The 26166-nt window shown below is 65.4% G+C and carries 34 protein-coding genes and 1 pseudogene; 19 read left to right on the plus strand and 16 right to left on the minus strand.

Translation table 11 applies throughout. The features are described 5' to 3' along the window. The 6 genes and pseudogenes from OXS49_RS24060 to OXS49_RS24085 form a co-directional block, all read right to left on the minus strand. Positions 1-203: pseudogene (locus tag OXS49_RS24060) on the minus strand (hypothetical protein); the annotation flags it as partial. 42 nt (positions 204-245) lie between these two features. Then, on the minus strand, positions 246-548 hold the full coding sequence (locus OXS49_RS24065; protein WP_267427189.1) for a hypothetical protein: 303 nt from the start codon (positions 546-548) through the stop codon (positions 246-248). Further along, positions 548-1873, minus strand: coding sequence for a hypothetical protein (locus OXS49_RS24070; protein ID WP_267427190.1), 1326 nt, complete (start codon positions 1871-1873; stop codon positions 548-550). Before OXS49_RS24070 ends, OXS49_RS24065 begins: the two co-directional genes overlap by 1 nt. Continuing rightward, entirely contained in the window at positions 1873-2322 is a 450-nt protein-coding gene (locus OXS49_RS24075) for a hypothetical protein (RefSeq protein ID WP_267427191.1), read from the minus strand. The genes OXS49_RS24070 and OXS49_RS24075 overlap by 1 nt, the downstream gene beginning before the upstream one ends. Further along, a complete protein-coding gene (locus OXS49_RS24080; RefSeq protein ID WP_267427193.1) occupies positions 2319-2525 on the minus strand; it encodes a hypothetical protein in 207 nt (68 codons plus the stop codon). The genes OXS49_RS24075 and OXS49_RS24080 overlap by 4 nt, the downstream gene beginning before the upstream one ends. Before the next feature lie 130 nt (positions 2526-2655). Further along, positions 2656-3426, minus strand: coding sequence for a hypothetical protein (locus OXS49_RS24085; protein WP_267427195.1), 771 nt, complete (start codon positions 3424-3426; stop codon positions 2656-2658). Between the two features lie 205 nt (positions 3427-3631). Here OXS49_RS24085 and OXS49_RS24090 point away from each other — a divergent pair, with 205 nt between their 5' ends. From OXS49_RS24090 to terL, 12 genes are all read left to right on the plus strand, one after another. Then, positions 3632-3850 carry a hypothetical protein gene (locus OXS49_RS24090; protein ID WP_267427196.1) on the plus strand — a complete coding sequence of 73 codons (219 nt, stop codon included), beginning with the start codon at positions 3632-3634 and terminating at the stop codon, positions 3848-3850. 130 nt (positions 3851-3980) lie between these two features. Then, on the plus strand, positions 3981-4163 hold the full coding sequence (locus OXS49_RS24095) for a hypothetical protein (RefSeq protein ID WP_267427197.1): 183 nt from the start codon (positions 3981-3983) through the stop codon (positions 4161-4163). Beyond that, positions 4160-4696, plus strand: coding sequence for a hypothetical protein (locus OXS49_RS24100; RefSeq protein WP_267427198.1), 537 nt, complete (start codon positions 4160-4162; stop codon positions 4694-4696). The genes OXS49_RS24095 and OXS49_RS24100 overlap by 4 nt, the downstream gene beginning before the upstream one ends. Then, positions 4693-5619: a toprim domain-containing protein gene (locus tag OXS49_RS24105; RefSeq protein ID WP_267427199.1), complete on the plus strand. Its 927-nt coding sequence runs from the start codon at positions 4693-4695 to the stop codon at positions 5617-5619. The genes OXS49_RS24100 and OXS49_RS24105 overlap by 4 nt, the downstream gene beginning before the upstream one ends. Next, entirely contained in the window at positions 5616-7067 is a 1452-nt protein-coding gene (locus OXS49_RS24110; RefSeq protein ID WP_267427200.1) for a phage/plasmid primase, P4 family, read from the plus strand. Before OXS49_RS24105 ends, OXS49_RS24110 begins: the two co-directional genes overlap by 4 nt. 133 nt (positions 7068-7200) lie before the next feature. Beyond that, positions 7201-7461 carry a hypothetical protein gene (locus OXS49_RS24115; protein WP_267427201.1) on the plus strand — a complete coding sequence of 87 codons (261 nt, stop codon included), beginning with the start codon at positions 7201-7203 and terminating at the stop codon, positions 7459-7461. Between the two features lie 8 nt (positions 7462-7469). Further along, positions 7470-7736 (plus strand): hypothetical protein, encoded by a 267-nt coding sequence (locus OXS49_RS24120; protein WP_267427202.1) that lies wholly within the window; start codon positions 7470-7472, stop codon positions 7734-7736. Between the two features lie 9 nt (positions 7737-7745). Beyond that, the gene (locus OXS49_RS24125; RefSeq protein ID WP_267427203.1) at positions 7746-8003 is read left to right on the plus strand and encodes a hypothetical protein; all 258 of its coding nucleotides are present in this window, start codon (positions 7746-7748) and stop codon (positions 8001-8003) included. Then, entirely contained in the window at positions 8000-8284 is a 285-nt protein-coding gene (locus OXS49_RS24130; RefSeq protein ID WP_267427205.1) for a hypothetical protein, read from the plus strand. Before OXS49_RS24125 ends, OXS49_RS24130 begins: the two co-directional genes overlap by 4 nt. After that, positions 8281-8559 carry a hypothetical protein gene (locus tag OXS49_RS24135; RefSeq protein ID WP_267427207.1) on the plus strand — a complete coding sequence of 93 codons (279 nt, stop codon included), beginning with the start codon at positions 8281-8283 and terminating at the stop codon, positions 8557-8559. The genes OXS49_RS24130 and OXS49_RS24135 overlap by 4 nt, the downstream gene beginning before the upstream one ends. A gap of 112 nt (positions 8560-8671) precedes the next feature. Continuing rightward, a complete protein-coding gene (locus OXS49_RS24140; RefSeq protein ID WP_267427209.1) occupies positions 8672-9043 on the plus strand; it encodes a hypothetical protein in 372 nt (123 codons plus the stop codon). Further along, the gene (gene terL, locus OXS49_RS24145) at positions 8997-10472 is read left to right on the plus strand and encodes a phage terminase large subunit (protein ID WP_267427210.1); all 1476 of its coding nucleotides are present in this window, start codon (positions 8997-8999) and stop codon (positions 10470-10472) included. The genes OXS49_RS24140 and terL overlap by 47 nt, the downstream gene beginning before the upstream one ends. A gap of 57 nt (positions 10473-10529) precedes the next feature. On the opposite strand, the gene OXS49_RS24150 is transcribed toward terL, so the two are convergent. Both OXS49_RS24150 and OXS49_RS24155 read right to left on the minus strand, forming a co-directional pair. Further along, entirely contained in the window at positions 10530-11039 is a 510-nt protein-coding gene (locus OXS49_RS24150) for a hypothetical protein (protein WP_267427211.1), read from the minus strand. An 835-nt stretch (positions 11040-11874) separates the two neighbouring features. Then, positions 11875-13644: a TadE/TadG family type IV pilus assembly protein gene (locus OXS49_RS24155; protein ID WP_267427212.1), complete on the minus strand. Its 1770-nt coding sequence runs from the start codon at positions 13642-13644 to the stop codon at positions 11875-11877. Positions 13645-13995: 351 nt separating this feature from the next. Between OXS49_RS24155 and OXS49_RS24160 the strand changes: the two genes are divergently transcribed. Then, positions 13996-14859 carry a porin family protein gene (locus OXS49_RS24160; RefSeq protein ID WP_267427214.1) on the plus strand — a complete coding sequence of 288 codons (864 nt, stop codon included), beginning with the start codon at positions 13996-13998 and terminating at the stop codon, positions 14857-14859. Positions 14860-15391: 532 nt separating this feature from the next. On the opposite strand, the gene OXS49_RS24165 is transcribed toward OXS49_RS24160, so the two are convergent. From OXS49_RS24165 to OXS49_RS24180, 4 genes are all read right to left on the minus strand, one after another. Continuing rightward, complete coding sequence (locus OXS49_RS24165; RefSeq protein ID WP_267427216.1) at positions 15392-16420, minus strand: site-specific integrase; 1029 nt, start codon at positions 16418-16420, stop codon at positions 15392-15394. Continuing rightward, a complete protein-coding gene (locus OXS49_RS24170) occupies positions 16413-17480 on the minus strand; it encodes a hypothetical protein (RefSeq protein ID WP_267427217.1) in 1068 nt (355 codons plus the stop codon). The genes OXS49_RS24165 and OXS49_RS24170 overlap by 8 nt, the downstream gene beginning before the upstream one ends. A 181-nt stretch (positions 17481-17661) precedes the next feature. Further along, positions 17662-17970: a hypothetical protein gene (locus tag OXS49_RS24175; protein WP_267427219.1), complete on the minus strand. Its 309-nt coding sequence runs from the start codon at positions 17968-17970 to the stop codon at positions 17662-17664. Next, a complete protein-coding gene (locus tag OXS49_RS24180; protein WP_267427221.1) occupies positions 17967-18611 on the minus strand; it encodes an AAA family ATPase in 645 nt (214 codons plus the stop codon). Before OXS49_RS24180 ends, OXS49_RS24175 begins: the two co-directional genes overlap by 4 nt. Before the next feature lie 432 nt (positions 18612-19043). Here OXS49_RS24180 and OXS49_RS24185 point away from each other — a divergent pair, with 432 nt between their 5' ends. The 3 genes from OXS49_RS24185 to OXS49_RS24195 are packed head-to-tail and all read left to right on the plus strand — an operon-like array spanning position 19044 to position 22340. After that, on the plus strand, positions 19044-19247 hold the full coding sequence (locus OXS49_RS24185) for a type II toxin-antitoxin system ParD family antitoxin (RefSeq protein WP_267427222.1): 204 nt from the start codon (positions 19044-19046) through the stop codon (positions 19245-19247). After that, complete coding sequence (locus tag OXS49_RS24190) at positions 19234-22053, plus strand: PAS domain-containing sensor histidine kinase (RefSeq protein WP_267427223.1); 2820 nt, start codon at positions 19234-19236, stop codon at positions 22051-22053. The genes OXS49_RS24185 and OXS49_RS24190 overlap by 14 nt, the downstream gene beginning before the upstream one ends. Positions 22054-22109: 56 nt before the next feature. Continuing rightward, the gene (locus OXS49_RS24195; RefSeq protein ID WP_267427224.1) at positions 22110-22340 is read left to right on the plus strand and encodes a hypothetical protein; all 231 of its coding nucleotides are present in this window, start codon (positions 22110-22112) and stop codon (positions 22338-22340) included. Between the two features lie 350 nt (positions 22341-22690). Here OXS49_RS24195 and OXS49_RS24200 read toward each other — a convergent pair whose 3' ends face one another. Further along, positions 22691-23083, minus strand: coding sequence for a hypothetical protein (locus tag OXS49_RS24200; protein WP_267427225.1), 393 nt, complete (start codon positions 23081-23083; stop codon positions 22691-22693). A 125-nt stretch (positions 23084-23208) separates the two neighbouring features. Here OXS49_RS24200 and OXS49_RS24205 point away from each other — a divergent pair, with 125 nt between their 5' ends. Next, positions 23209-23475 carry a hypothetical protein gene (locus OXS49_RS24205; protein WP_267427227.1) on the plus strand — a complete coding sequence of 89 codons (267 nt, stop codon included), beginning with the start codon at positions 23209-23211 and terminating at the stop codon, positions 23473-23475. Positions 23476-23569: 94 nt separating this feature from the next. Here OXS49_RS24205 and OXS49_RS24210 read toward each other — a convergent pair whose 3' ends face one another. The 3 genes from OXS49_RS24210 to OXS49_RS24220 form a co-directional block, all read right to left on the minus strand. After that, positions 23570-24691, minus strand: a complete 1122-nt coding sequence (locus tag OXS49_RS24210) for a transcriptional regulator (protein ID WP_267427229.1) — start codon at positions 24689-24691, stop codon at positions 23570-23572. A 29-nt stretch (positions 24692-24720) separates the two neighbouring features. Beyond that, entirely contained in the window at positions 24721-24984 is a 264-nt protein-coding gene (locus tag OXS49_RS24215; protein WP_267427231.1) for a hypothetical protein, read from the minus strand. A 63-nt stretch (positions 24985-25047) separates the two neighbouring features. After that, positions 25048-25239, minus strand: a complete 192-nt coding sequence (locus OXS49_RS24220; RefSeq protein ID WP_267427233.1) for a hypothetical protein — start codon at positions 25237-25239, stop codon at positions 25048-25050. Between the two features lie 195 nt (positions 25240-25434). On the opposite strand from OXS49_RS24220, the gene OXS49_RS24225 reads away from it, so the two are divergent. Together OXS49_RS24225 and OXS49_RS24230 are read left to right on the plus strand one after the other, a co-directional pair. Beyond that, on the plus strand, positions 25435-25725 hold the full coding sequence (locus tag OXS49_RS24225) for a hypothetical protein (RefSeq protein WP_267427234.1): 291 nt from the start codon (positions 25435-25437) through the stop codon (positions 25723-25725). Between the two features lie 12 nt (positions 25726-25737). Beyond that, entirely contained in the window at positions 25738-26001 is a 264-nt protein-coding gene (locus OXS49_RS24230) for a hypothetical protein (RefSeq protein ID WP_267427235.1), read from the plus strand. Positions 26002-26166: the final 165 nt, after the last annotated feature.

Here is a 26166-nt window from a genome sequence, read left to right on the forward strand (position 1 = left end):
GGCGGCGTGGCGCCCAGCATCGAGGGCGGCATGCCCAGCGCACCCGCCAGCAGCGGAGCGGCCTGAGGCTGCGGACCCTGCGGCTGGGGCTGATCGGGCCCAGAACCGGGGCGCAGCGCCTGGATGAGCGCGGCAAGCTGCTCGGGGCTCATATCACCCGGGAAGGCCGGCGAGGTGCTGCCGAAGGGAATACCATCGCTCATGTCAGACCTTCCGCGATGCGAGGGAGTGGAGGGGCGCCGGCGTCACGCGATGCCCTTGGACGCTACGAGGTTCTGGAAGCAGGTCAGCGAATTGCCGGCCGAGCGGACAAGGACGTCGAGCGTCGCCACCTGCTGATCGAAGACGCCGTGCGGGTCGGCTGTCTCGGTGACGATTGCGAGGTACCCGGCAACGGCCGAAATGGAGCGGAAAGCCTGCGCCATCTCAAGCCGGTACCGGTTGAGCATCGCCAGGTGCGCCTCGCTACGCGGATCGACCGGAGCAACCTGCGCGGGCTCGCCCTCGATCAGATCTTCGATCGGCGGGATGAAGTCGGGTCCGGTCATCACGCCCCCAAGCCGAGGAATTTCAGGAAGGGCACGGCATTGCCGAGGTTCGAACCCAGGCCGGCTATGCCCGTGAGGCCGCCCAGCAACGTGTTGGCGATCCCGGGGTCCGACTTCTGGGTCTGGGTCGAAGTGCCGGTGGTCGTACCGCCCATGCCGCCGATGCCGCCAACGAGGCTGGCATAATTGTCCAGGCTGGCCCACGGCTGGGTCTGCTGCTGCTGATACAGCTGCATCGCGGCATTGATGTTGGACTGATCTTGGCCCTGAAGGGCGCTGCCGATCCCGAGGAGGGTCTGGCCTGGCACATACCGGGATGCGTCGAGACTCGGCAGCATCCCGGCGGCGGACAGGGCCTGCGCCTGGCCCGTCTGGCCGGCGCCGATGAAGCCTTGGGCCTTCTGGACGCCCAAGCCGCTGTTGAACTCGTCGCCGCCGAGGACCTGACCCAGGATCCCGGCCTGCTGCGCGGTCTGGGACTGAGCCAACCCGGCACCGGCGAGACGCTGCTGGTTGTTCGTCGACTGCACGCCCGAGATGTCGTTGACGATGCCGGTCCCGAGCTGCGTACCGGCCTGCCGCGCACTGTCGATCTGGCTGTTGGCCGCGAGTTGGTTCTGCCGCTCCTGGTTGTATTGGTTCGCATACAACGTGGTGTCGGTGTCGTTCACGGCCTTGGCCTGCGCGCCCGCAAACGAGCCAGACCCGTAGCGCCCGGATGCCGCGAACGATGCCTTGTTGGCGTTGACGACGTTCTGATTGGCCGCTGCGACTGCCGCCTGGAGATACGGGTTGGTCGTGGGGTCCAGATACTGGCCCGATGCGACCCCCGACAGGTTGGTTTCCGCGGCCGAAGGAGCGAGCGCACGCGAGAGCAAGCCGCGCAGGTCGCCCTCGGTCGTCAGGTCCCGGGCGCCCGACATAAACCCGCTGGCGGTCTGGTTGACCGGATTGCTGACGCTGCCGGCGTAGTCCGCCAGTGAGGACAGCCGCGACGTGTCGGCATTCGGCACGTCGGCCAGCATGCCGAGACCCTGCTGTGTGGTCGATGAGATGCCGCCCGAGCCGAGCAGGCCCTGCGCGAAGCTGACACCCTGCGCACCCGAATTATCGGCGCTGGTCTGATCTCGCATCGACTGGAGACCGTTCAGCGTATCATCGTTGAACTGAGCCACCCGCGGGCCGGAGTAGATGCCGGAGCCGACGCCCGAACTGTACAGGTTGGTCGCGTCGCCCACCGCCTGCGTCAGGCCCGGAATGGCGACGCTCCAAGGCGTGCTCGTCTGGGTCGAGTTGCCCGTGGTGGTCTTCGTGCTAGCGCCCATCAGCGCAGATCCTTCGTGTACTGCGCCTGGACGCGGTAATCTGGCAGAAGGGCAGCCCAACCCGGCCGCCCCGCGAACTCGACGGTGTGGCAGCCCTGCTTGCGCGCCCCGTCCTCGATGATCGGCAGCACCTTCACACAGGCGTGTCGGTCGGAGCCGCCCACGGCCTGGATCCAGAGGACCCGGCGGCCGTCCTCGTAGTCGCGGACTTCCATCACGCCGGCCGCGACGGGGTTGCGCCCGTCCGGCTGGATCATCAGCAGCTTGGCCTCGCCCGCATCGACCTTCACGCGCAGGTCCGCGAGCGTCAGATCGCTGCCGCCTCGCGCGATCGAACCGGCCAGCCACGGCTCGGCGACCGTCCAAGCGTGGTCGAGCTGATCCGGGGGAACATCCAAGAGCCAGACGAAGGGCTCAGCTGGACGGGGCGGGGGTAGGCCGTCGCTCATCGACCTGCGGCGTCCGCGGCGGCGCGGCGATCGCCAGAGATGCGCAGGGCGCGCTCGGCCAGTGTCCGGCGCGTCCATTCAGCCGGGTTCAGGCCCTCACGGTCGGCCGCGGCGCGGATCTGCTCCCGCAAACTGGACGGCATGCGGACACGGATCGCATCGTGAAACCGCACGCCGTCGTCGAACACGATGCCGCCGGCCATGATCCGCACTCCTGCTCAAATGTTCGAGCAGTGTAGCGCGTTTCACCGAAGGTTTCACCAGAAAGCCGGCGCATCAAATCCGGCAATAAGCCGTGTTAAATGGTGTTTGGTTGAATGATGGGCGTAAAGTTCAGGATTTTTGCCGTTTAACCCTGATCTTTTTTTCCTCTTCCGCCGGCACCTCGCCGCCGGACATCTCTGCCGCAGCGGGATCCATCGTGGCGCCGGCAATCGCCCCGAGAAGGCCGCCCTTGAGCTGACCGAATAGACGGGTCAGAAACCCTCGCTCGCCCCACAAGTCCTCGTGCTGCTGTTCCAGCACGGACCGCGTCAGCACGACAAGTCGCTCCTCGACCTTCTTCATCTTCTCGGGATCGACGGCGCCGGACAGCTCCGGGAACAAGGGCGGCACATCCGGATAGTGCTTGTTTAAAATCTCATTGAACACGGTGGTCAAACCCAGGCGGGCCTCCTTGTTGGGCCAGCCCTGGTCGAACGAAACTTTCGACAGAACGGCTGCCAGAGCGTGGAGAACCTGACCGGACTTCTTGTAGATGTTTCCCGCAGAGGTAAGGACGTCTAGGTGCGGGCTGAGGCTCGACCGAAGGCGATCTTCAATTTCAGCGGTCACGCTTCGGTTGTTCTGAGTCGCGACAGCTTTAATGCGTCGATGCAACTCAGGATCGAGGTTGTAGATATTCTCGCTGTTGCCCGAGATCGTATCTTCGACCAGCCGTTCACTGAACTCGCTGATTGAGCAGCGCTCGCGGTTCGAGGCGTCCGCCAGCAGGTTGTAGGCGGTAGCACCGGCTCGGAACGTCACGTTGCGAAACTCGCCTTCAGCGATGTGCTCCCGAGGCGGCTGGTTGCGACGCCGGATCATCTTCTTCTGCTCGGCCATCCTGCGCCTCCATGTGACTTATCAGTGATAAGTGTCGAAAGGTGCCGGATCAAGCCGATTTCTGACGTTCCACCTAGGGAAGTGCCCGGGATTCGCACCCGGGGCTCAGTTCTTCCCTGCGCCGACATCCCCCGCCTATTGACCTTTATCACTGAGGAGAGCAGTTTCCTTAGGCCAAGCGGCCCCGCAATCTCGGAGCAGCCCCATGAAGCCCAGTGAAACCGCCCTGTACGGCGTCATCATCCCCGACGAGGTCGCCTGCGAGGTCCTGAACGTGAGCGAGGACATCCTCCGCCGCGCGAAGGACGCCGGTCAGATCGAGACCATCGAAGTCGGAAGTCGGAGGAAGATCCTCGGCGTGCCGTTCCGCCGGAAGCTGGGTCTGCCCGAGCGGGCACCGCAGCACGAGTCCGTCGCCGCATAGAAAAGCCGCCGGCCCGGTTGGGACGGCGGCGGGTTCTCTATCAACAGCGCTTCAGCACCGCTGTAGATACAGCATCCAACGACCAGTCTCAAGGATTTCCGGACCGGCTCCCTGCACAAAGGAGCCAATCGTGAAGCGCAAGACCCATATCCGCCCCATCACCCTCCGGCCGCACGAGGCCGTTCCCGACGCCGCTGCGGTCCAGGACCGCATCGAGCGCCGTCTTGCCGACCGCTACCGCGTGTCGGATGCCGTTGCTGGTGTTCTCGCCGGCCTCGCAGGGTACGGCCCGCAGATGCGGGAGGCGCGATGACCATGCATCGCCTGATCCCCGCGAGCGTCCGCGCTCTGCTGCCCCTCTGCGGGGCCGAGAACGATCACGAAGCCCTCGGCGCCTGCCGGGGCATCGGCCGGAAGCTACAGGCCGCTGGTCTCGACTGGCACGACCTCGCCGCCGCGATCCCGGTCGCAAATTGTGTCGGCGCCGACACGATTGTTCCGGCGCCGGAACAGGGTGGCGTGAGGCACAGAGGATTTTCGCGCCGGCGCGAAGATTTAGGCGGCGCCGCCCAATTTGAATTCTCCCGGCGCCGGGAGAAACCGTTCGGCGCCGAACGGATCCGCCCGTTCGATACCTACGCCTGGAAGCGGGCCTACACGCCCGCCCAGGAGTCGGAGCACCGCGCCCGGGTGCGCTTCTGTCAGAGCCGCCCGTGGCGCCTGACGCCGTGGGAGCGAGAATTCCTCGACAACCTCGCCCGGTTGCACGGCAATTTGTCGATTCGCCAAGGCGACCGCCTCGCCGCCCTGACCGACCGGCTCGACCAGGAGGCGCGTCGGGCATGATCGTCACCGACCTACACCAGGTGACGGCCCGGTTCGGGGGTGAGGTGCGTGGACATCGCGCCTACATCCCCGGCCCCGGCCACAGCCACGAGGATCGCAGCCTCGCCGTGTGGCTGTGCGAGACCTCGCCCCTCGGGGTGATGACGCACAGTTTCGCGGGCGATCCCTGGCCGGCCTGCAACGACTACATTGCGTCCGGCCTCGGTGCCGGGCTCGATTACTGGCGCACGGCGCGTCGGGCCGATCCAGAGGAGATCCGACGTCTGACCGAAGCCCGGCGCCGATCCGAGGCTCGGGCCCGTGCCGCAGCCGCTCGCCGTCAGGCCCAGGCCAGGGCCATCTGCGGCGCCGGTCAGGATCCGATCGGGACGCCGGTCGAGCGGCACCTGAACCGGCGGCGCCTGACGCTGCCGGCCGAGATCGCAGGCGCGGCCCTGTTCTACCACCCGGACTGCCCTTGGGAGCAGGACACCGCGCACGCGCAGGTGGCGCCGTTGACCTGCATCGCCTCGGGTCGGGTGATCGGGGTTCACAGGACTGCCCTGACGCCGGACGGTACGAAGATCGGGCGCAAGATGCTCGGCACCGCTGAGGGTGCCGCGGTGATGCTCGACCCCGTGTCGGCCGTCACGGACACCCTGCACGTCGCCGAGGGGATCGAGACCGCCCTCGCCGCTCGGGAGCACTACGGCCTCGCCCCGATCTGGGCGCTGGGCACCTCGGGCGCCATCGGTCGCCTGCCCGTGCTGCCGAACGTCCAGCGCCTCGTCGTGATCGGCGAGAACGATGCCGGTGCCAGCCGCAAGGCTGTCGAGGCCGTCGGCGCCCGCTGGACCGCTGCTGGACGAACTGTCGAAATCATCTGGCCCCCCACGGGAGCCAAAGACCTCAACGATGCCGTGATGGGAGGCGCCTCAGCATGAGCCTGAGCGAGCACGATCAGCATGCCGAAGAACTGCGGCGCGAGACCTTCAAGCCGAATTCCAACCGGCCGGGCGACCCGACCGTAGCGGCAGCCGCCGCTGCGCTCGCGGGCGAGATCTTGTCGGAGGATCGGGTCGCCGTCGAATTCATCCGCCGTCACGGCGCACGGGTCCGATACGACCACTCCGTGGGATCGTGGTTCATCTTCGACGGCCAGCGGTGGCAGCAGGATAAAACCCGCCGCGCCTTTGCATGGACCCGGGATCTTGCCCGCGAGATGGCCATCGACGAGTCCGCAGGCACCAAGCGGGGCGCCGGCCGCGCCGCCTTCGCAAAAGGGGTCGAGGAGCACGCCAGCCGCGATCAGGGCGTTGCTGTCGTCACCGACGACTGGGACCGCGACCTGTTCGTTCTCGGTACTCCAGCGGGGACGGTGGACCTACGAACCGGCGCTATCCGCCCGCCCAGACCCGAAGACCACATCACCAAGAATACCGCAGTGGCGCCCGCCGACCGCGCTGACTGCCCACGCTGGGTGCTATTTTTGGAGGAGGCGACCGGCGGCGACGAGGAGCTGATGCGCTTCCTGCAGCAGTGGTCCGGCTACAATTTGACTGGCTCGACGCAGGAGCAATCCCTCGCCTTCCTTTATGGGCCGGGCGGCAACGGGAAGTCCGTCTTCGCCAACATCGTCGGCGGCGTCATGGGCGACTACGCCAAGGTCGCCGGGTTGGAGACGTTCACCGCCTCTCCGCACGAGCGGCACCCGGAGGAGCTTGCCGCCTTGGCCGGCGCCCGCATGGTGTCGGCCTCCGAGACTGAGGCGGGCAAGCGGTGGGCCGAAGCGCGGGTGAAGTCCCTGACTGGCGGCGAGACCATCCGCGCCCGGTTCATGCGGCAGAACAGCTTCGAGTTCCGGCCGCAGTTCAAGCTGACCGTGCTTGGCAACTACGCGCCGGCCATCACGAACCTCGATGATGCGATCCGACGCCGGTTCCTGATCCTGCCATTCACCCGGAAGCCTACGCACCCCGATCCGACGCTGGAGGAGCAGCTCCGGGCCGAGTGGCCGGGGATCCTGCGCTGGATGATCGATGGCTGTCTGGATTGGCAGCAGCACGGACTCTGCAAGCCCGCGTCCGTCGTGGCCGCGACGCAGGACTACTTCGCCGACCAAGACGTCTTCGGACAGTTCCTAGACGAGCAGTGCGATGTGGAGCGCGACAACGTCAACAAATTCGAGGCCAAGGTCGTGCTGTTCAACGCCTGGACCGATTACGCCAAGGCGGCGGGAGAGATGCCTGGCACGGGCAAGACCTTCAAAGAGTCGATGCGCCGACGCGGCTTTCCCGAGCCAGTGCAGATCAAGGCCATCAGAACCAAAGGCTACCGTGGCATCCGTCTGAATTCGCCGGCCGAACATGCCCGCCACGGAGGCGACCGATGAGGTTTCAGGTTTCCAGAATTTCGGAAACTTCCCCATCCTCCTTATACGTGTACGTGCGCGCGTTCACGGATAAACGGGTGGTTTCCAAAACCTGGAAACCGGATCGCTGCCACTTTCTGCCGTGGCGGCCCCGATGATGGCCGCCGCCGACCGCTGGGGACCGTTCGCTCTGGGCCTCGACCCTGCCGAGCAGCGCGCCCGCCTTCGTGCCCTGCGCCAGACCGCTCGACTCCTGATCGGCCCTCGCGGCACCGACCTGTGCCGGCTGCTTGCCCAGGCCGAGGCAGACCCCGCCGCCATTGAACCTGCATGCCGTTCCCTCGACGCGCTCGCCGCCACCGACCGCCGCCAGATCCTGGCGTCCTACGCCGCCCTCGCCCGATCCGCAGCTTGAGAGGCCCCATGTCGAATGTCGTTCAGTTCCCCCGCAGCCGCGTCCTAGACAGGACGTCGGGGGTCCGAGTCGCCCACTTCGCCGGCCGCTGGTGCGTCGAACGGATCGCTGAGAGCATCGTCGTCGACCGAAGGTTCATGCCGACGCAGGCCGATGCCGAGCGCATCGCGGGCCGCATCGCCCGCCGGGACAAGGTGATGATGCTCACGGCGCGCAGGAGCCGCCCGCGCCCTTGGCCGAGCTTTCACATGCACACCCCTGACGATGCCGCCTGAGGAGTCGCCATGCCAGAGCCTACCCCCTTCCCCGGCACCATCCGCGCCATCGGCGAGATCTTTCCGGCTCATGTCGTTCGCGCCGGCCGGGGTGTGGCTGAGCATCTTGGGATCCTCGCCGCCGACATCGACGCGGTGACGCTGCACGATCGCCGGTTCGCCACGTACATGCTCGGGCAACTCGGCTCCCGGGATCCCGATCACCAGCGGGCGGGCGAAGTCGGGCTGCGCCGCCTCATCGCCACCATGCAGGACGATGCCGCATGACAGTGCCCTCCTCCCCCGAACCCGTCACGCCCGCCGCCATCCTCGTCCTGCTGGCCGGCATCGAGCGGCACGACCCAGGCGCCCCGGCCGCTCTCGCGTTCCGGTCGGCACTGAAGCGCAAGGGCGCAGAGGCCGACCAGGCTGGCGGGCTCGAGGCCCTCGACACTCTGACGGATGCTGTAGCTGCGGCGGATCCAGAGCGTGCCGACGCCCGCTTAGCGACCCTGCGGACTGCGTGGGGCGAACTGCTGCCTGCCTGTCGCAGGAAGACGCGCCCATGACCCTCCTCGACGCCATGGTCGCTCAAGGTCGCATCGCGCTCGCCGAGGAGGCCGCCGCGCGTCTGCTGACCGGCATCGAGGCCGGCGACGCGGCCGGCCAACAGGCGCAGGCCTACAGAGCGGCCATCAAGCGCCACGGCGCCATCCTGCAGAGCGGAGGCCCGGAGGCCCTGGCGGGCGCTGCCGACCGCCTGAGCGCTGTCCCAGGCCTAGAGGCGGACCGCCGAGCCGTGCTCAGCCGCATGTGGTCCGATCTGGAGACAGCGGCCTGCTGACCCCGCGCGAGCGAGCTACCTCGATCAGCGCCACTGTTCCGCCCGCTGTTCTGAGCGAGCCATAGCCAAATCCTATATACCGATGAAACCCCGATAGATTTCGCGCAAGACCATGACGAAGCCGACAAACCTCAAGCCCTTCGCGCCCGGACAGACCGGCAACCCCGGCGGCCGCCCGCGCCTGCCCGAGGACGTGAAGCAGCTCGCCCGCAGCTACACGCGCGAGGCTATCGAGACCGCCGCCGAGATAATGCGGAACCCCGAGGAGACCGGCACGGCGCGCATGTCGGCGGTGAACACCATCCTCGACCGCGCCTGGGGCAAGCCCGCCCAGCACATCACCACCGAAAACCTGGGAGACATGTCCGATGCCGAGCTCCGCGCCGAACTTGCCGCTGCCGTCGCCGAGCTTCGATGCGGGGGCCTCGATGGATCGGGTGAAGCGTCTACGGCAGGAGATGGCCCGCCGGCGCGAACGCACTGAGGTTCAGCGCTCGCTCGTCGCGTGGGCGGTGAAGGCCGGCTTCCAGCCTGCCCCGCACCACGAGCTGCTGATCGCCGAACTGGAGGCTCTGGAGAGCGGCGAGACCGACACCCTCTTGGTGTTCATGCCGCCGGGCAGCGCGAAATCGACCTACGTGAACATGCTGTTTCCGGCGTGGTTCATGGCCCGGAACCCGACGCGGAACATCCTCACGGCCTCGCACAGCAGCGAGTTGGCCGAGCGCTGGGGCCGCAAGACCCGCAACATGGTCTCGGGGCACGGTCAGGACCTCGGCGTGAGCCTGTCCGAGGACAGCGCCGCCGCTTACCGCTGGGCGACCACCGAGGGCGGGGAATACTTCGCCGTGGGCGCCGGCGTCGGTATCGCGGGTTTCCGTGCGGACCTCGGTATCATCGACGATCCCTTCGGCAGCCGCGAGGACGCCGAGAGCCGCCGCGTCCGAGACAGCCGCTGGGATTGGTACATCGACGATTTCTCGTCCCGCCAGAAGCCCGGCGCCAAGCGCGTGATCATGCACACCCGCTGGCACGACGACGATCTGGCCGGCCGCATCATGCGCCAGCTCGACGCGATCGAGCGCCCCTATCGCGTGCTGAGCCTGCCCGCGCAGGCTGGAGCCGACGATCCGCTTGGCCGAGAACCCGGCCAGTTCCTCTGGGACGACCCGGGCGGCTACGACTACGGCTCGTTCCTACGAGCCCGGAAGGCCGAGTGCGACACGCGTACCTGGGCGAGCCTCTACCAGCAGAACCCCGTCCCGGACGGCGGCGCCTACTTCCAGAAGGATTGGCTCCGGCCGACCGCGACGTCGCCGTTGCGCGAGAAGCTGAACATCTACGGCGCCTCGGACTACGCCGTGACCCGGAACGGGGGCGACTACACGGTGCACGTGGTGGTCGGCATCAACTCGGCCGGCGAGATGCACCTGCTCGACCTCTGGCGGAAGCAGGCGGACTCGGCTGAATGGATCGAAGCCTTCTGCGATCTCGTGAAGAAGTGGCACCCGCTGGAATGGGCCGAGGAGACGGGCCAGATCCGGGCCGCTCTGGGTCCCATGATCGAGGCGGCCGCCCGGGAGGCCCACGCCTACGTCAACCGGCAGCAATTCCCGACGCGCGGGGACAAGGCTGTCCGGGCTCAGTCGATCCGGGCCCGCATGTCGATGCGCGGCCTGTACGTGCCGCAGGATGCGCCCTGGCTGAAGGACTTCGAAGCCGAGCTGCTGCGCTTCCCTGCGGGCGTGCACGACGACCAGGTGGACGCGCTGGGCCTCATCGGCCAGCTGCTCGACAAGGTCTGGACCCCGTCGGCGCCCAAGCCCCGGGCCGACGACTTCCCGAACGACCGCTATGGCAAGCGCCGCCTCCGGACCATTCAGGCGCCGCGCGGGTCAGCGTGGGCGCAGTAAGGGGCCGCAACATGAGCAAAGGTACGGGGCACCGAGGTACCCCATACCTTTGTGATACTAGCCCCGGATCGTGATCTCGATAGCCGAGGGGTCAACAGCGAAGGTCACTGCGAGACCCGCTTTAGCTTCGGCGATAGTCAGACCCGCCTTGGCCGAAGGGCCATCTTCTGCTTGCACCGGCTCAGGCATCGGCTTGAAGACCAAAGCGTCGAAATCCAGCCCACCATAACCTTCACTAGGCACGTAGTCGTCCGTCGAGAAGTAGGCCACTGGATTGCGACCCTCCCACTGAGGACCAAAATCGCCGACTGCATACTCGCTGACGAGAATGAGCCAGCGATCCTTGGTTTCCGTGGACGGCACTACGTCTTTAATCTTACCAACCATGAAGCCATGGCCATGCTCTTCCGTTCCTTCAACGTCCGGATGATAAGCATTGCGGCAGATCACGACGTACTTACACGCTTTAGCTCTATTGCGATCCAAGACCCACGACTGCGTCCCTCCAAGGGCCAAGATCGTATCGACCGATTTAAAAGTAAGCACGGAGATAACTTTGTCAGACATAGCTGCTTCCTTCATCGCGGATAGGTCGCTGCGCAGCGATGAAGGTAATATACATCATTGCTGATAAGTATCAAGAGGTATCTTGAAGGTATCGCTGAATTTCAGCTACCTACGCATTGACGCCTCGCGCCAGTCTCGCGCTGGCGCCCACAGAAACCCGCTCCCGAGTGCCCCTTGAAGGCGTTCGCTTACTGGTTGCTCGGCGGTCGCTGCCATGACGGCTTCACGGCCAGGCGGTACATAGCGCCCGTCGCTCCAGCTCGGATGCCGAACGGCACAGGGCCGAACCACGTCGTCACGGGATCCGGCCCGCAACCATTTGCGAGAGCTGCACGAGGTTTTCGTGTCTAGCCAGGGATTACGTCGGGCACGATCCGTGGGACCAAGAAGGCAACGCCGATCGTTGTGTTGCGACGCCACATCACCCTGACTGGCAACGCCGTGTTCCCCTTGCCGATCGAAAGGTCGAATGTGCTTGGCACCTTCGTGCCCGAAGCAAATAGGACACATGCGCCCGTAGGACTGTGGTTAAGCACTAAACAGGGAGAATGAACGCGGGTGCCAGCTAAGGATGCCTGCCCCTCCAGCGTTGACGTCACACGAAGCTTTGCTCGGCGCTCTAACATCGTGATGCACTGCTGTGTTGGGGCTATTACAATGCCGAATGATCCTTAAGGCTTTATATTAAAAATCAAATATTTATGTTTTAAGCTGTGAAAGACTGATCAACGGTTCAAGGCGGTCCACGTTGCGCTTTCTATAGAGCGCGATAAGGCGATGCGTGCCGGCTAGCCTCGAACGCGCAAGAAGCCTGCCGAGGTGTAGGGTCAGCGGCTCATTGCGTCAGCCGCAACGCGCCGATGCTCGCCTGGATTTTTTGAAAGGCTGCGATCAGATCGTCTGAGGTGTTGGCGATGAAGAACTGGCTGGCTGATGAGGCACAGTTTTTCAGGAGCGTCTGTCCCGCCGAGTCGATCGGGTCGGACGGGATGCTGAACCCGATCGTGTAGATCGAGATATTGACCGCCTTCGCGTTGGTGCACGCCGTGGCGGTGAGCGCGTCGAGTGCGCTACGGGCGCTATCAGCGTCAGAGACGTTCTGGTACGGCGCCGGCGGCATCCGCGGGTTGGCGCTCGTTTGGTTGGCGTTCTGGAAGTAGCCGGCGGCGAAATACAGTGACCCTGTCGGCGCGTTCGGGTTGGCCGTCCAGCTGTTCGTACCGTCGGTCATCAGGATCATGATCTTATTGATCGCCGAGGTGTTCGACGAGCTAGAAGTTGTCGTGTAGGCCGCCGGCGCGCTCGCGGTGGGGTTCGAGGAGGCGTAGCTGGTCGAGAAAACGCTAACCGGCGAGAGCGTCCGCCAGCCCCACATGAGGCCCTCGAAAATGTTGGTTGAGCCCAGCGGCGCCATGTTGCCGATGAGCGTTTTGAGGGCGGTCTGATCACTCGTAAGCGGCAGAAGCGGCTGCGTCGTGCAGCCGAAGTTCGGGCCGTTCGGGATGCCGACGTAGTTGCTGGACGTCGCGTTTCGTGGGCTCACATACTTGCACGCCCTGCCCAGCGAAGCGTCATACGATAGACTCTTGCTGATCGGGCAACTGCCGCTATTGCTGCTGGTGTCGTCGTCGATATAGCTGTTGTACGAATAGTATGTGCCGCTGCTGTCGCTGAAGCCTCGATAAGAGCTACTGGCGTCGCCGGGTTCATCTGGCGCGAAGAGCGGGACGAAATAGGAGTCTTTACTGCTCGAGGCCGGAGCGCTGTCCTGGGTGTTCAGCGGGTAAGGCAGCATCTCTAGGCATCCGCCCCAACCCCAGCTGCTGAGGCCGCTGGTGCTCTGAAGCTTCGCGAAGATGTCGAACCGGCTCGTGAAGTTGGATCCGCTGGCGTTGAGCACGTTGGTCCAGTGATAGCTCGACTGCCCATTCTGGTCGATCCAGCTGGCGTAGCGGTAGGTCGTTGGGTTGACCGCCACAGCCCCTGCGAACGGCACGATCGAGATCCGGGTCGCGCTGCTGAAGGATGAGTTGGTGTAGACGTAGTTGACAAAATTTGTGGCGGCCTGCTGCACCGCCTGCAGCTTGGACTGGCCGCCGCTCGACTCGGCCATCGACCCCGTATTGTCGAGCACCAGCGCGATCTCGAAGGTCTTGGGGATCGGCGTGGCGCATTGCGACGTGGCGCCCGGGTTGATGCGCGTGGTGCCGGTCAGCTTGCCGAAGAAGGTCGTCGACAGCTTGTGCGCCGACAACGTGATCTGACGCGGGTTGCTGGTGATGGTCAGCGGGTCGACGACGAGGTTGGTCGCCCCCATGGCACCGGTCATCGTCGTCTGGGCCATGGTGTTCAGGTCGGCCGATGTCGTCGTCGAGGGCGTCTGGCAGAGGAGCAGCGCGGTGGAGTCCGTCGATGCCTGGAGCTTCGTCTCTAGCCGCGTCGCGAAGCCATAGTCGATCGCCGCGCCGCCGAGCATGAGCATCGGTACGCTCATAAAGGCGAATAGGAGCGCGACGTTGCCGTCCCTATTATGCGGCAGCCGTTTGCCATGGAGCGCTAGATGCCGGCTGCAAAGCCAGGCTTTCCTACCAGAATGCTGGGCCATTGCGCTTGGGAAAAATCCCTATGTAGAACGGCCTATAGCACGCTTATAAATTGGTTAATTACAGCCTAACATGATGCAGTTTGTGCATATCTGAGATCTGAGAGCAATAATTTAGAGAAAGCCGCTCCCGCTGTGGCTTTTAAAGGCGTTCGCCCGTCGGATGTAGCCGACCACCGTCCGCGGATCCCGATGGCCCGACTGATCCATGATGCGGGCGAAATCGTCCCTCAGAAGGCGTCTTTCAGAAGGTGCCATGTTTCCGCCGCAAGTGTGGCGCAGCGGCGACAGCTAAGCTGTGGAAAACCGCTACTTTGGTGCTTGATCGGGCACTAGTCTGGGGAAATCACAGTCATGAAAAAGCTCCTGGCCTCGTTGACTGGCTTCACCGCTCTGACTGCGGCTGCCTCGGCTGCCGACTTGCCGCGTCGCGCCCCGCCGCCGATCTTCACCCCTGTGCCGGTGTTCACTTGGACCGGCGCCTACTTCGGTATCAACGCCGGCTACGTCTTTGATGGCGAGACGCGCTTCGACCGTACCGTCGGCAACTTATCCAACAATAACGCCGCGCTCGTCACCGGTCTGCGCCCGTTCGCCACGCGCGTGAAGAACGATGGTTTCACAGGCGGCGGTCAGATTGGCTACAACTATCAGTTCGGTGCCGGTTCGGGCATCGTGGTCGGTGTCGAGGCCGATGCCGCGTACACGGATCTTGATCGCCTCCAGACCCTCAGCAACACAACCAATCTGTCGGCGGGGGTGACGCCGAGCGCCGCCCAGTTCACGCGGGTCAACCAGTACCGCGGCGGCCTCGACTTTCTCGGGACGGTCCGCGGCCGCATCGGCTACGCCTTTGACCGTTTCCTAGTCTATGGAACCGGCGGTTTCGCGTATGGCGGTGTCAACAATCAAGTCGTTTTTTACGGACCTAACACCACGACGCCGTTCTTCGTCGGTCGCCAGAACAACATCGAGACTGGGTACGCATACGGCGGCGGCATCGAGTACGCTGTGCCAACAGACAGCTTTTTCAGCCGGTTGAACTTCTTCAATTCGAGCGCGGTAACGGTCAAGGTTGAATACCTGCACTTCGAACTCGGCAGCCGGACCATCGCCATCCCTGGGGTCAACGGCGGTCCGGGCGCGTATGTTGCGCGGGTGCGCAACGAGGGCGACCTCGTGCGCGCTGGCATCAACTACAAGTTTGGAACTTTCTAGGATTAGTAGGGCCGATCCAATGCCTGTAGCTGGGCCCTGAAGCTGAGAGATTGGTCCTCTCTGTCGCCTCAGATCGCGAGGAATGTTAAAGCCAAAGCTGGCCTTCGGATCCCCAGCCCGATCAGACTGGCCGCGAGGTCGACAGCGCCTTAGGAGCTTACCGCTCCTGGGGCGTTTGCCACTTTGGACTGTACCTTCGCCTCAGATGGCGTCCACGGTGTTGATCCGATGCTCATAGCCCTGGCAGACAACGATGCGACGCTCACTCGCGCTCACAGCCGCCCTGGCTGCCCTCATAGGCCTGCCGACACTCGGCTGGGCACAGAGCGCGCCCGATCCTGCCGGCACGGCCGCGTCTGGTACGGCAGCCGGCGAAGAAGCTGCGTCGGCCGTTAGTCCGGATGTGTTGGCGCGCTGCCGTCAGCAGGCAGAGGATCAGAAACTAGAGGAAGGACCGGTGCGAACGGCCTTCATGGGAACCTGCGTCACGCCGGAAGACTGACAGACCCTGCCACCCGGCAACATCCATCTCCTACAGAAACCCGCTCCCCGAGTGCGCTTTGAACAGGTTCGCGCGCCTGATGTACTTCACCACCGTGTCGGCGTTCCGGTGTCCGGACTGGTCCATGATCCGGGCTAGATCGGCGCCACGTTCAGCCGCTGTCGTGATGTAACCGGCTCGCAGGCTGTGCGCCCCGAACGTCGAGGCATCAAGCCCGGCGGCCGTGCAGTAGGCCTTCAGGATGTTGGCGACAGATCGGTCCGTGAGGCGAGAGGGTTTCGGGTCATTCTGCCCCGGAACTCCCTCGGCATCGAGTTTCGGCTCAACTTGAGCTGAAACCCTCCGCACCCGCCCCGACCGCGACACCGGCCGAAACACCGGACCTGACGTGATCCCGGCTGCATCCAACCATTCCCGCACGAGGCGCACCGGCTGGATATAGCGGCCGGTTGGGATCGCCTTCACGAACCCCGCGCCCTCCTGATCGACCTTCGACCGGCGGACCGTGACCCGCAGGCCTTCGGGATCCTCGCGCAGATCGGCGACGTCGAGAGCTACCAGTTCGGACCGGCGGAACGCGCCAGCAAAGCCGAGCGCCAACAAGGCCCGGTCGCGCTTGCCGGTCAGGGTGTCCGGCGTCCGCGCCAGCAGCATCTGCAGGATGTCGACCGTCGCGGCGGCCTTCTGGGTCGGGGCCACGCCGACGCGACGCCGGATCCCCTTCATGGTGGCGCGCACGTCCTCGTCGTCGGTCGGGTCCGCGGCCTTCGCCAGCTTGTGCCCGTACCGGATCGCGGCGAGCCGCCGGCCAATGGTCGATGCGGACAGCCCGGCCTCGGCTTCGTGTGCCAGGAAGCCGGCCACGGCCTCGGGGCTCGCCGGCAAGGACTGGAAGCCGAACCGATCGCACCAGGCCTGAAACACCTGCACGTCGGAGCGGTAGGCGCGAACGGTAGAGTCCGCCTTGCTGGCCTGCTGGTAGGCGCGGACGATGGCGGCGGCTTCGGCCGGCAGTTTTACGGCGTCCTCATAAAACTCGGCCGACAGGTTTTCAGCCACCCGTCGCCCTTATCGCTGCGACAACCTCCGGGGCGACGGGCGGCGCGATCCGTGTTGGAATGGTCTCTCGCCCGAGGATGCCCCGCAGGGCGTTGTACCGATCAATGCCTTCCACGATCTCGTAACGAGGGGACCTGCCGTTTCCAACATCAACGACGGCGACGGGGTCGACTGGCTCGCCCGCCTCAAACTTCTGCGCAAGATCCCGAGCACGATCCTGTTCTTCAGGGCTCAGCCACTCGAACCCGTTCGTCATCGCGAAGTGACGCAGAGCGACATCAACCGGCTCAATACAGCGAGCGCGTTCGGCGTTAGCCAACTGTTGGACGAGGCCGAAAATGCGGTAGCGGGCCGAGCTATCAAAGCGTGCGAAAAACGTAGCGACCGCATCAGCGCCCAGCCGGTCGAGAAGGTAAGCTGCACCGAGACGAGCCTCAGCTTCGTTCGCTCGCCGCTCATCCAAGTTCTTGACCCGGTCGCGCTCCTCCTTGCGAGCTAAGGCGGCGCGCCGCTTCTCGCCCTTGGCAGCAAAAGCATCTTCCTCGTCGCGCTGCTCAGGAGTCAGGGCCGCACGCCGCGCCGTTTCCTTCTCGGTGGCTGCGCGCTTCCGAGCTTCGTCCCTGGCCTCGCGCACCTCGTGCATGACGTTCTCGGCTCGGACAGCCTCGCCGGCCTCGATCCGGCGCAGAACAGCGGCACGCACGGGTGCCGGAGTGGATGGCGCCGACAGCGCGTAGATGGCGGTCGGCGGCAAATACGACACCGTGTCGCTTTTGTCCCCCAGCACCTCGGCGGCACTCATGGCACGCTGAGCGGATCGGGGCGTCATGCCCAACTCGGCCTGCACCCATTCGAGGAACAGGCCGTGTTCAAGCCGCGCCTTGATCGCGAGCAGATCCCGGCCCGTGTCGATGACATAGGCCTTCTGTCGCTGGCGGTAGCGCTCGACCACCGCCTTGGCTTCATTCGCGGCGGCGTCGTCTAGCTGCTCATAGTCGAAGCCCGTCGCGGCTGGCGCCAGATTGTCGAGCGGCAGGAGGTCCAGAGTCGTTGCGGCCATGCCCTTTTCTCCCTCGCTCGAAACTTCCGAGAATGCGTCTTATCGGAAGCTACACGAAGCAAGGTCATGCTGCAATGCTCTGACGCTGTAATGCTACAGCATCAAAGCACGAAACCGGCACGGCATGACAGCACTATGGCGTCACAGCAGGACAGCGCCGCAGCGTCGGCCCGCTATGGCGCTACGCCTCGCCCTTCGGCTTGAGCGACGCGACCGACGGGTGCCCGTGCTTCTGCAACGCGGCGTCGATCCCTTCCATGATGACGTCGTGAACCTTCACGTCGCGGGTGAACGCGATTTCGCGCAGGCGTCGATGCACCTCCCGCGGCAGATACACAGAGGTATGCACGACATCGGGCCGGGCTCGCCGGCCGGCAGGCTTCGGAGCCGGGGCGGACGGCGAGGGCTCGGCGGCCGCGGGCGCCGCGGTCTCGCAGGTCTCGGCTCCCGGCAGGGACAGGCCACCGATCAGGGACGGGCGCTTGCTCATGCCTTGTTCGCCTTCATCTTGCGATCCGCCCAGGCCCAGAGCGCCCGCAGCTCGTCGGCCGCCTTGCCGTCCGGCGCATACTCGGTGACGCCCTTCCCGGCCGCCAACGCGTCCTGATGGTCGGCACGTTGGGTCAGCGCCGGTTCTGCCAAGACGCCGAACATCCCGAGCCCGCTAGCCGCCTCGACGGTTCGAGCCGAGCGCCCGGCCGGACACTGGTTGAGCACGAAGGCGAACCGATCCCGCATCCCGAGCCGCATCAGCGTCTCGATGGTCGGCATGGTGGCCTGGAGATCGAGACGAGAGGGCCGGGCAGGGATGAGAGCCAGGTCAGCCGCCTGCATCGCGAGATTGCCCCCGGTCGAGGCAACGCCGGCAGTGTCGAGCACCGCGAGCGTGAACCCCTGTTCCCCGAGAGCCGCCAGGATCTGCGGCAGCTCAGCCAGCCGATCGGCGCCGAGGCGGTCGACCGCCGGGGCTTCCTCCGTCCGGTTGTCGCCCCAAGCGCCAAGCGAGCCCTGCGGGTCAAGATCGAGCGCCACCACCTTCTCACCCGCCTCGGCGGCCGCGACCGCGAGACTGGCCGTGATCGTGGTTTTGCCGCTGCCGCCCTTTTGCGTGACGAGGGTTATCGTGCGCATGTGACCTCTTAGTGCTGTCGCGCTGTAGCAGGGCAGCACGACGATGCGAAAGCGCTACGGTCTCACAGCGCCACCATGCGGTAGAACTGTAGCGCTACAGCATTGCAGCATGACAGTATGAAAGCACCATAGCGGTGCAGTGGTGCTCGCTCTATCTGATGGGCACTGGCCGCGGAGCGGTCGGAGTGCGCGAGGCCGGGCGAGCCGATGATATGGCCGCCCGGCCAGCCTGATGGATCCGTCGTTCGCTCTCGATCCAACTGAAATCTTCAGCTCATGCGCAGCAGTGACGGAAGTTGTTCGATAGCGAGCGGCTACGGCAGTTCGACCGGTGAACCTCAAAGCGGAACGCGTGCTACGCCTGCGGCATCAACACCTTCCGAGAGGTGAGCGTAAGGAAACACCCGAGGGTTGGCTGTGTTATGAGCCGGCATGCCTGCTAAGCACTCTCGCCACATCGCCCTGACCGGCCCGCACGCCGAGTGGATCGATGGCCAAGTCGCGAACGGGGAGTACGCCTCGGCCAGCGACGTGATCCGCACCGCAATCCGGCTCCTACGCGCGCAGGGGGAGAGCCAGGGAGCGGGCAGCTCAGCCACAACAAGCCAGCCTGCACAGCAGCATGGACGTGTCTGAGGTGCCGAGGCGCGACCTCGCCTTCCTCGCCGGCGGCAGCGAGATGGGCGAGCGGATGCGAGCCCACGATTGGGCAGCGACACCGCTCGGGCCACTGGAGACGTGGCCGCAGTCGCTGCGCTCAATGCTCTCGGTCTGCCTGAACTCACCGATGCTGGGCACGATCCTGTGGGGACCGGACCTCCGGATGCTCTACAACGACGCTTACATCCCCTCGATGGCCGACCGACACCCGGCGGCACTCGGCCGTCCAGTCGCCGAGGTCTGGGGCTCGGCTTGGGAGCAAGTTTCAGCCCCGTTCCATCGTTGCATGCATACCGGCGAGGGCTTCTCGCAGGTGTGCGTCGAGCTGCCGATGGTACGTCGGGGCAGGCTGGAGACGACGTACTGGGACTTCACCGCCGCCCCTATCCGGGGCGAGGGCGGCACCATCGTCGGGCTGCTGAACCAGGGCACCGAGGTCACCGAGCAGGTCCACGCGGAGCGACGCATGGCGGGCGAGGCGGAGCGCCAGCGTATGGTCTTCCAGCAGATGCCCGGGTTCGTCGGTATCCTCACCGGTCCCGATCACGTCTACGCCTACGTCAACGACGCATACGTCACCATCGCGGGTCCGCGCGCCTTCGTCGGTCGCGGCGTGCGCGAGGTTTTCCCGGAACTCGTCGGGCAGGGTTTCTACGAATTGCTCGACCGGGTTTACGCCACCGGCGAGGCGTTCTCGGCCCAGTCGATGCCCATCCGCCTCGCAGGCGAGGACAGGGAGCGGTTCATCGACCTGCTGTACCGGCCGATCCGTGATGAGGACGGGTCCGTCACCGGCATCTTTGTCGGCGGCTACGACACCACCGAGCGCGTCCGGGCGGAACAGGCGCTGCGCGAGAGCGAGGAGTTCAACCGGCGGGTGCTGGCCAGCAGCCGCGACTGCATCAAGGTGCTCGACCTCGACGGCAACCTCACCTTCATGAACGAGGGCGGCTATGAGGTCATGGAGGTCTCTGATTTCAACCTGATCCGGGGCTGTCCCTGGCCGTCGTTCTGGGAGGGACAAGGAAACACGGAGGCTACGGCGGCCATCGCTGCGGCGAAGCTGGGCCAGTCGCGCCAGTTCCAGGGTCCGGCCAACACCATGGCCGGCAGGCCTCGATGGTGGGACGTGCAGGTCTCCCCGATCCTCGATCCCGAAGGACGGCCGGATAAGATCCTGTCGGTGTCCCGCGACATCACCACCATTCGGCAGGCTGAGGATGCGCTGCGGGGCCTGAACGAGACCCTGGAGCAGCGCGTCGAGGAACGCACCCGCGAACGGGACCAGGTTTGGCGGCATTCGCGAGACCTTCAAGCCGTCGTCGGCACTGACGGGACTTTCCTCGCGGCCAACGCGGCCTGGACGAACATCCTGGGCTGGGCCGTCGATGAGGTGGTCGGCAGGAACCACCTCGCGTTCAATCATCCCGATCATCATCCCAACAGCACGCGCGCTTTGGCTTCGAGTTCGACCGGCGAGCTTCCGGCCTACGAGACCCGTTGCCTGCACAAGGACGGGACCTATCGCTGGATCTCCTGGGTCGCGGCTCCCGAGGGCGGCCTGATCTATGCCAGCGGCCGCAACGTCACCGCCGAGAAAGAGCAGGCACTGGCGCTGCAGGCCGCAGAGGAAGCCTTGCGCCAGGCTCAGAAGATGGAGGCAGTCGGCCAACTGACAGGCGGGCTGGCGCACGACTTCAACAACTTGCTCGCCGGCATCTCGGGCAGCCTGGAACTGATGCAGACCCGCATGAGCCAGGGGCGCTTCAACGACGTTGATCGCTACATGGCGGCTGCCCAGGGAGCGGCCAAGCGTGCAGCTTCGCTGACCCACCGCCTGCTCGCCTTCTCCCGGCGCCAGACGCTGGACCCGAAGCCGACCAACGTGAACCGCTTGATTTCCGGCATGGAGGAGTTGATCCGGCGTACGGTCGGCCCCTCGATCCACCTGGAGACGGTCGGCGCTGCTGGTCTCTGGACGACCTTGGTGGACCCGCCGCAGCTTGAGAATGCGCTGCTGAACCTGTGCATCAATGCCCGCGATGCAATGCCGGAGGGCGGCCGCATCACCATCGAGACCGCCAACAGGTGGCTCGACCGGTGGGCTGCGCAGAAGCACGGCATCCCCGAGGGGCAGTACCTGTCGCTCTGCGTCACCGACACCGGCACCGGCATGCCGCCGGACGTGGTCGCCCGGGTATTCGAACCGTTCTTCACGACGAAGCCACTTGGCGAGGGTACCGGCCTCGGGCTCTCGATGATCTACGGCTTCGCCCAGCAATCGGGCGGGCAGGTTCGGATCTACTCAGAGGTCGGACAGGGTACGACCGTCTGCATCTACCTACCTCGCCACCACGGCGACGGCGAGGCTCACGAGGAAGCGGAGCGTACGTCCGATCTCCCCCGATCCGAGCAGGGCGAGACGGTGCTTGTCGTCGACGACGAGCCGACCGTGCGGATGTTGGTCACCGACATCTTGGAGGAACTCGGCTACACCGCCATCGAGGCCGCCGACAGCGTGACGGGGCTAAAAGTGCTGCAATCGGACGTGCGCATCGACCTTCTCGTCACCGATGTGGGCCTGCCCGGTGGCATGAACGGGCGGCAGATGGCCGACGCGGCACGCGTGAACCGCCCCAAGCTGAAGGTCCTGTTCATCACGGGCTATGCCGAGAACTCGGTCCTCGGCAATGGGCACCTCAACCCGGGCATGCAGGTGCTGACCAAGCCATTCGCCGTCGACACGATGGCGGCGCGCATCCGCGAGATGATCGCGTCCTGACAAGGAAAAATGAGGGCACCAAGCCGTTCGCCTTCAAGTCCGGCCACACCGTCGACGTGGCGAAGGCGATCGAGATGCACCCGCAGGCCAAGAAGCTGTTGGCCGACGAGGCGACCAATCCCGGTTTGCGCCGGACCGTGGTGATGACAGCGGTCATCATGGGCTTCCCGGTCGAGGGGGTGAGCGGTTCAGATCTCGACTACGCTCGTGGCGGAGCAGCGCCTTCGTCGCTTTGGCCGTCACTCCCATTGTCGAATTTGGGGGCGTTCTTGTCGAGGATCGCCTGAACGCCGACCGGGTGTTTCGGCACTCCGAGCATCCGAGCTAACCCGTCGGCTACACCGCGACGTACAGCATCCTCTAACTCGTGGTCGTCCTTGGGGCCTACAACCGTAAAACTCACGTCGACGCTCCGCCGTAATTTCAACCTATATTAAATTGACGGATCGTTTGCGGTTCCAATACCGGCGCGTCCGCTGGCTTGTGGATGATGCCGGTGCGGGTGCCAGTCTTGGTGGAGTTGTTGCGGCCTGTCAGGGCACCACGCCCGTGAAACCGCAGGCCGCCAAGGACGTCACCAACACCGTGAAGCCCACGAGCGAGCCAGTGCCGCCGATCGGGGCAAGGAGTCGGCGCTTCATCGCCCCGCACTCTTCATGGCGAACTCCCAGACCGGAATACCCCAGACCTGACCTGGCTTCGTCCGGTAGCCTGATCCCCGATCGAACACGATCCGGGTTGGTTCCACCGCCACGGCCTTGCTGCCGGAGATCATCAGCGCGCCGCAGAACTCGACTCGCAGCGTTCCATGCTCCGGGTGGACGGCGAACAACTCCTCCGCTGTCCAGCCGAGCTGATGCGCTTCGGAGCCGAGCCGGTCGCAGAAGTCGATGGCGGCCTCCCGTATCGGCATCCAGCGGGCCGGGGTGAGATACCGGCAGGGCGAGGCGTGAGGCGAGATGTTCTCGATGGCGCCGTGCCAGATAGCAACGGGGTTTGGGATCAGGGCGGGGGCGAGACTGGCTGACATGCGGCCGAGCTACGGCAGACCGCTTGTATAGACCATGTGGCTGAAAGCCCGTCCCATCAGCCTATGTTGGTCCAGCCGGGCGCTAGGACGCGTGGCGTCCCCGTACCACCTGATCCACGGACACCATGGCCGCCGCACGCCCGACCATCGCCGATCTCCGGAAAGCCGGTACGATCAGCAGCAGTGAGATCGTGGCCGCCGTGGACCTCTACATGAGGGACCCCGATACCGGCCCCTATCGGTTCGTGAGCGGACACAGCGTCGATATAACCGCAGCGGTAGCCGCCGCGCCCGAGATCTCTGAGCTTAAAGGCAAGCCTGGCCCTCAGGAGAAGACGTTCAGGAACGCCGTGACAGCCGCCGTCATGGGCGCGATCGCGACGAAGCCCTGATCTGAGGGCCTAACCATCTGCGGCAGCTCAGCGGTTGTCGTTGGTCCCGCCTGACGGCGGGCGACTGACGCCGCCGGCACGATGACGAAGCAATTCAGGCAGCAAGCCACGTCAGCAGATTGGCTGCGGCACTCCGGCTCAGACCGAAGCGACCCTGCAACGCATTGGCGAGCTGTGGTCGGCTGACCCCGATCTGACGGGCGACCGCCTCTTGCGTCATCTGCCGGACTCGCTGCGCGTCGCGGACTGCACGCACGAGGTTGTCAGGCAGAACCCCTCCGGCATAGTCGCTGAGCGGCGCCCCGATCTGTCGCCACTCCCCACCCCCGAGCATGTCGGGGTGCTCCGAAACTCCCCCTTCCGGTAGAGGCAGCGCCACGGCACGACCGGGTGGGACTGCCCTCGCCTTGCCACTGGGCGTATGCCCGACAGCGCCGACGCCTTGGCTCGGGCGGGGCTTGCTCGCTGGACCCGGAACGGTTCGTTCTGCGATGTGAGACCGGTCCGTCGCGGGCTGTAGGTACTTCGTACCTGCTGCCGACGAAACAGTCTCACGGTCTCGGATCTGGGATGGAAGGGTACCGGCCTGCTGTCGCCGGAAGTAGGTTGCCCGGCTCATGTTGAGGGCGAACCATGGCTCTAGCTGAGCCTTAGATTGCTCCCGGGGCGTGGACCCCTGGGCGATGCGGCGGGCCTTGGCCTTCACCGCTTCCCGACCCTTCTGATAGGCCGCGAACCTCCGAGGCGTCATTCCGGCCGGGCGGATGCGCGTGATCCGCGACCGTTCCCGCTCGTCTGTCGTGAGGCGCAGGAGGTCGCCCAACTCTTGGGCGGACCACCAGAGCCGTTGCCGCCCGTCGCGCTCCCGGGCCTCGGCGATGCACTCACGGATGGCGGCACGGTCGAGGCGGGGAACGGAGACCCGGCACCAGTCGGCGACGCGCGCCTCATGATCCTCGGAGAGGAACCCGCCTGCCTTGGTGATGATCCAGGGCAGGGCAGCGCGCAGGTAGGTTTCGCCGTCGTCCGTATCGCAAGGGCCCTGGTGGCGAAGCTGTATCAGGCTGCCGATTTCGTGGAGCGTCTGCCGGTCGCCTGTCCAATTCGAGCGCCGGTTGTGAGGCGCCCGGATCTTCCGCTCAAGGGCAACGGCCTGGTTCTGGGCCTTGGCCCGCTCCACCGCCTCGGCCGCGATCCGATCGAAGATGTCGAACATCCGCGGGGGCTCAGGATCCCGGCGACCCATCAGGCAGCCCCAAGTTCAAAGCTGAGCTGCACTGGCTTTCGGTACGGTACCCAGACCGCCCGGGGCGAGGGCCGCACGTCAAGTAGCCGCCGGGTGTGGTTGATGAGTGAGACTAATTCGTCGTGGTCCGTGAAGCCGCGTTCGAACCACAGATGCGCGCCGATCGCCTCATCCGAGACATAGGCCCCGCCGTGCGCGTCGCTGCGCCTGCCGAGAACATCGGCGGCAGTCTGAGCGATCGAACAGGCGAGGGCGTCGAGCACGGCTACCCCGAGGCGGCTACTGCTGATCTGGGACTAGAACCGCGAAGCTCAAGGGTGCGCTCGTCAGTGCTCGCCCTGCGTACCGTCCTTCCTCAACTTGAACCGGATCCCGGCCCCTCCGCCGTTCTCGGGGATGAACTCAAGGCCGGCGGCTTCGAAGGCTGCGACCAGGGCACGATTGTTCATCGTGGTCAGGCGCCGCGACGGCTTCCCGTCCACGCTTCGGACCGTCTCGAACGCTTTGATCGTCGGCAACGGGACTCCTGAGGCTTCAGACAAGGCCTTCTGGTCAAGCCGAGCCAGTGCGCGCCCGGCGCGGCACATTTCCGGGGTCAACTCGGTCACAACGCATCTCCAGCCATGTCGCTAAAAATATAACCTTCTACCCGTGTTGACAAGCCGTCCTGTATGTCGCCATAAGTATCACATTGGCCGTTGAGAGACAGACCGATGTCGTACCGCACCGTCTCCTGGACCCGCCTCTCCCGCTCGCTGCACGACAGCAAGCCCAAGATCCCCGCTGGCCTCCTGTCCGCCCGCGCCTTTATCCAGTTCGGCGCCAGCAAGCGCCCCCTCGTCGTCTCCGGCCGGTACGACCGCACCGCCATCATGGCCGCTGCCTGCCGCGCCGCCCCCGGCATCATGGAGCGCTGCGGCGTCTCCCGCCGCGAGGCGCTGTCCTCTGCTCTCAAGGCTGCTTGGCAGGTCGCCAAGGCCGCCCACCGCGCCGCTGCGCACTGAGGAGCCCCGCCCATGTTCGCCACTCTCTACGCCAACACGACAGGCCGCTCTGACAGCCTGACCATCGTTGACCGCGCCATCGCGATCACCCGCCAGGGCAACGGTAACTTCGCCGTCACCGTCTGCACCGCCTACAAGGACGGGCATCGCGGGCAGGGCCAAATCGGCTTCAACTACCGCACGCTGGATGACGCCGAGGCGTTCGCTGCTCTTGAGGCCGGCCGCGTCTACGGGGGCTGCCGCGTCGTTGTCCTCCCCTCCGCTCTCGCAGCCTGAGGGGGCACCCATGCTCGCCGCCCTCGCTGCCTTCTCAATCGCCGGCCTCTGCACCGGGACCGCCTTCCTCGCCTCCTACATCGAGGAGAACGGGTTCCTCGAGCTGCCCACGCTGCGCCGTGCCGCCCTCGCCCCGGCCATTGTTCCAGCCGGGAATAATGCCGC

Source organism: Methylobacterium sp. GC_Met_2, from assembly GCF_026540795.1.
GTDB lineage: Bacteria > Pseudomonadota > Alphaproteobacteria > Rhizobiales > Beijerinckiaceae > Methylobacterium.

Bases quoted from the DNA above. Each gene is read 5' to 3' on its own strand.
- OXS49_RS24070 (WP_267427190.1), bottom strand. From the start codon at position 1,873: ATGGGCGCTAGCACGAAGACCACCACGGGCAACTCGACCCAGACGAGC.
- OXS49_RS24135 (WP_267427207.1), top strand. From the start codon at position 8,281: ATGACCCTCCTCGACGCCATGGTCGCTCAAGGTCGCATCGCGCTCGCC.
- OXS49_RS24170 (WP_267427217.1), bottom strand. From the start codon at position 17,480: ATGGCCGCAACGACTCTGGACCTCCTGCCGCTCGACAATCTGGCGCCA.
- OXS49_RS24225 (WP_267427234.1), top strand. From the start codon at position 25,435: ATGTCGTACCGCACCGTCTCCTGGACCCGCCTCTCCCGCTCGCTGCAC.
- OXS49_RS24125 (WP_267427203.1), top strand. From the start codon at position 7,746: ATGCCAGAGCCTACCCCCTTCCCCGGCACCATCCGCGCCATCGGCGAG.
- OXS49_RS24140 (WP_267427209.1), top strand. From the start codon at position 8,672: ATGACGAAGCCGACAAACCTCAAGCCCTTCGCGCCCGGACAGACCGGC.
- OXS49_RS24230 (WP_267427235.1), top strand. From the start codon at position 25,738: ATGTTCGCCACTCTCTACGCCAACACGACAGGCCGCTCTGACAGCCTG.
- OXS49_RS24120 (WP_267427202.1), top strand. From the start codon at position 7,470: ATGTCGAATGTCGTTCAGTTCCCCCGCAGCCGCGTCCTAGACAGGACG.
- OXS49_RS24150 (WP_267427211.1), bottom strand. From the start codon at position 11,039: ATGTCTGACAAAGTTATCTCCGTGCTTACTTTTAAATCGGTCGATACG.
- OXS49_RS24160 (WP_267427214.1), top strand. From the start codon at position 13,996: ATGAAAAAGCTCCTGGCCTCGTTGACTGGCTTCACCGCTCTGACTGCG.
- OXS49_RS24175 (WP_267427219.1), bottom strand. From the start codon at position 17,970: ATGAGCAAGCGCCCGTCCCTGATCGGTGGCCTGTCCCTGCCGGGAGCC.
- OXS49_RS24210 (WP_267427229.1), bottom strand. From the start codon at position 24,691: ATGTTCGACATCTTCGATCGGATCGCGGCCGAGGCGGTGGAGCGGGCC.
- OXS49_RS24075 (WP_267427191.1), bottom strand. From the start codon at position 2,322: ATGAGCGACGGCCTACCCCCGCCCCGTCCAGCTGAGCCCTTCGTCTGG.
- OXS49_RS24100 (WP_267427198.1), top strand. From the start codon at position 4,160: ATGACCATGCATCGCCTGATCCCCGCGAGCGTCCGCGCTCTGCTGCCC.
- OXS49_RS24185 (WP_267427222.1), top strand. From the start codon at position 19,044: ATGCCTGCTAAGCACTCTCGCCACATCGCCCTGACCGGCCCGCACGCC.
- OXS49_RS24205 (WP_267427227.1), top strand. From the start codon at position 23,209: ATGGCCGCCGCACGCCCGACCATCGCCGATCTCCGGAAAGCCGGTACG.
- OXS49_RS24090 (WP_267427196.1), top strand. From the start codon at position 3,632: ATGAAGCCCAGTGAAACCGCCCTGTACGGCGTCATCATCCCCGACGAG.
- OXS49_RS24130 (WP_267427205.1), top strand. From the start codon at position 8,000: ATGACAGTGCCCTCCTCCCCCGAACCCGTCACGCCCGCCGCCATCCTC.
- OXS49_RS24085 (WP_267427195.1), bottom strand. From the start codon at position 3,426: ATGGCCGAGCAGAAGAAGATGATCCGGCGTCGCAACCAGCCGCCTCGG.
- OXS49_RS24180 (WP_267427221.1), bottom strand. From the start codon at position 18,611: ATGCGCACGATAACCCTCGTCACGCAAAAGGGCGGCAGCGGCAAAACC.
- OXS49_RS24190 (WP_267427223.1), top strand. From the start codon at position 19,234: ATGGACGTGTCTGAGGTGCCGAGGCGCGACCTCGCCTTCCTCGCCGGC.
- OXS49_RS24110 (WP_267427200.1), top strand. From the start codon at position 5,616: ATGAGCCTGAGCGAGCACGATCAGCATGCCGAAGAACTGCGGCGCGAG.
- OXS49_RS24080 (WP_267427193.1), bottom strand. From the start codon at position 2,525: ATGGCCGGCGGCATCGTGTTCGACGACGGCGTGCGGTTTCACGATGCG.
- OXS49_RS24065 (WP_267427189.1), bottom strand. From the start codon at position 548: ATGACCGGACCCGACTTCATCCCGCCGATCGAAGATCTGATCGAGGGC.
- OXS49_RS24155 (WP_267427212.1), bottom strand. From the start codon at position 13,644: ATGGCCCAGCATTCTGGTAGGAAAGCCTGGCTTTGCAGCCGGCATCTA.
- OXS49_RS24200 (WP_267427225.1), bottom strand. From the start codon at position 23,083: ATGTCAGCCAGTCTCGCCCCCGCCCTGATCCCAAACCCCGTTGCTATC.
- OXS49_RS24115 (WP_267427201.1), top strand. From the start codon at position 7,201: ATGATGGCCGCCGCCGACCGCTGGGGACCGTTCGCTCTGGGCCTCGAC.
- OXS49_RS24105 (WP_267427199.1), top strand. From the start codon at position 4,693: ATGATCGTCACCGACCTACACCAGGTGACGGCCCGGTTCGGGGGTGAG.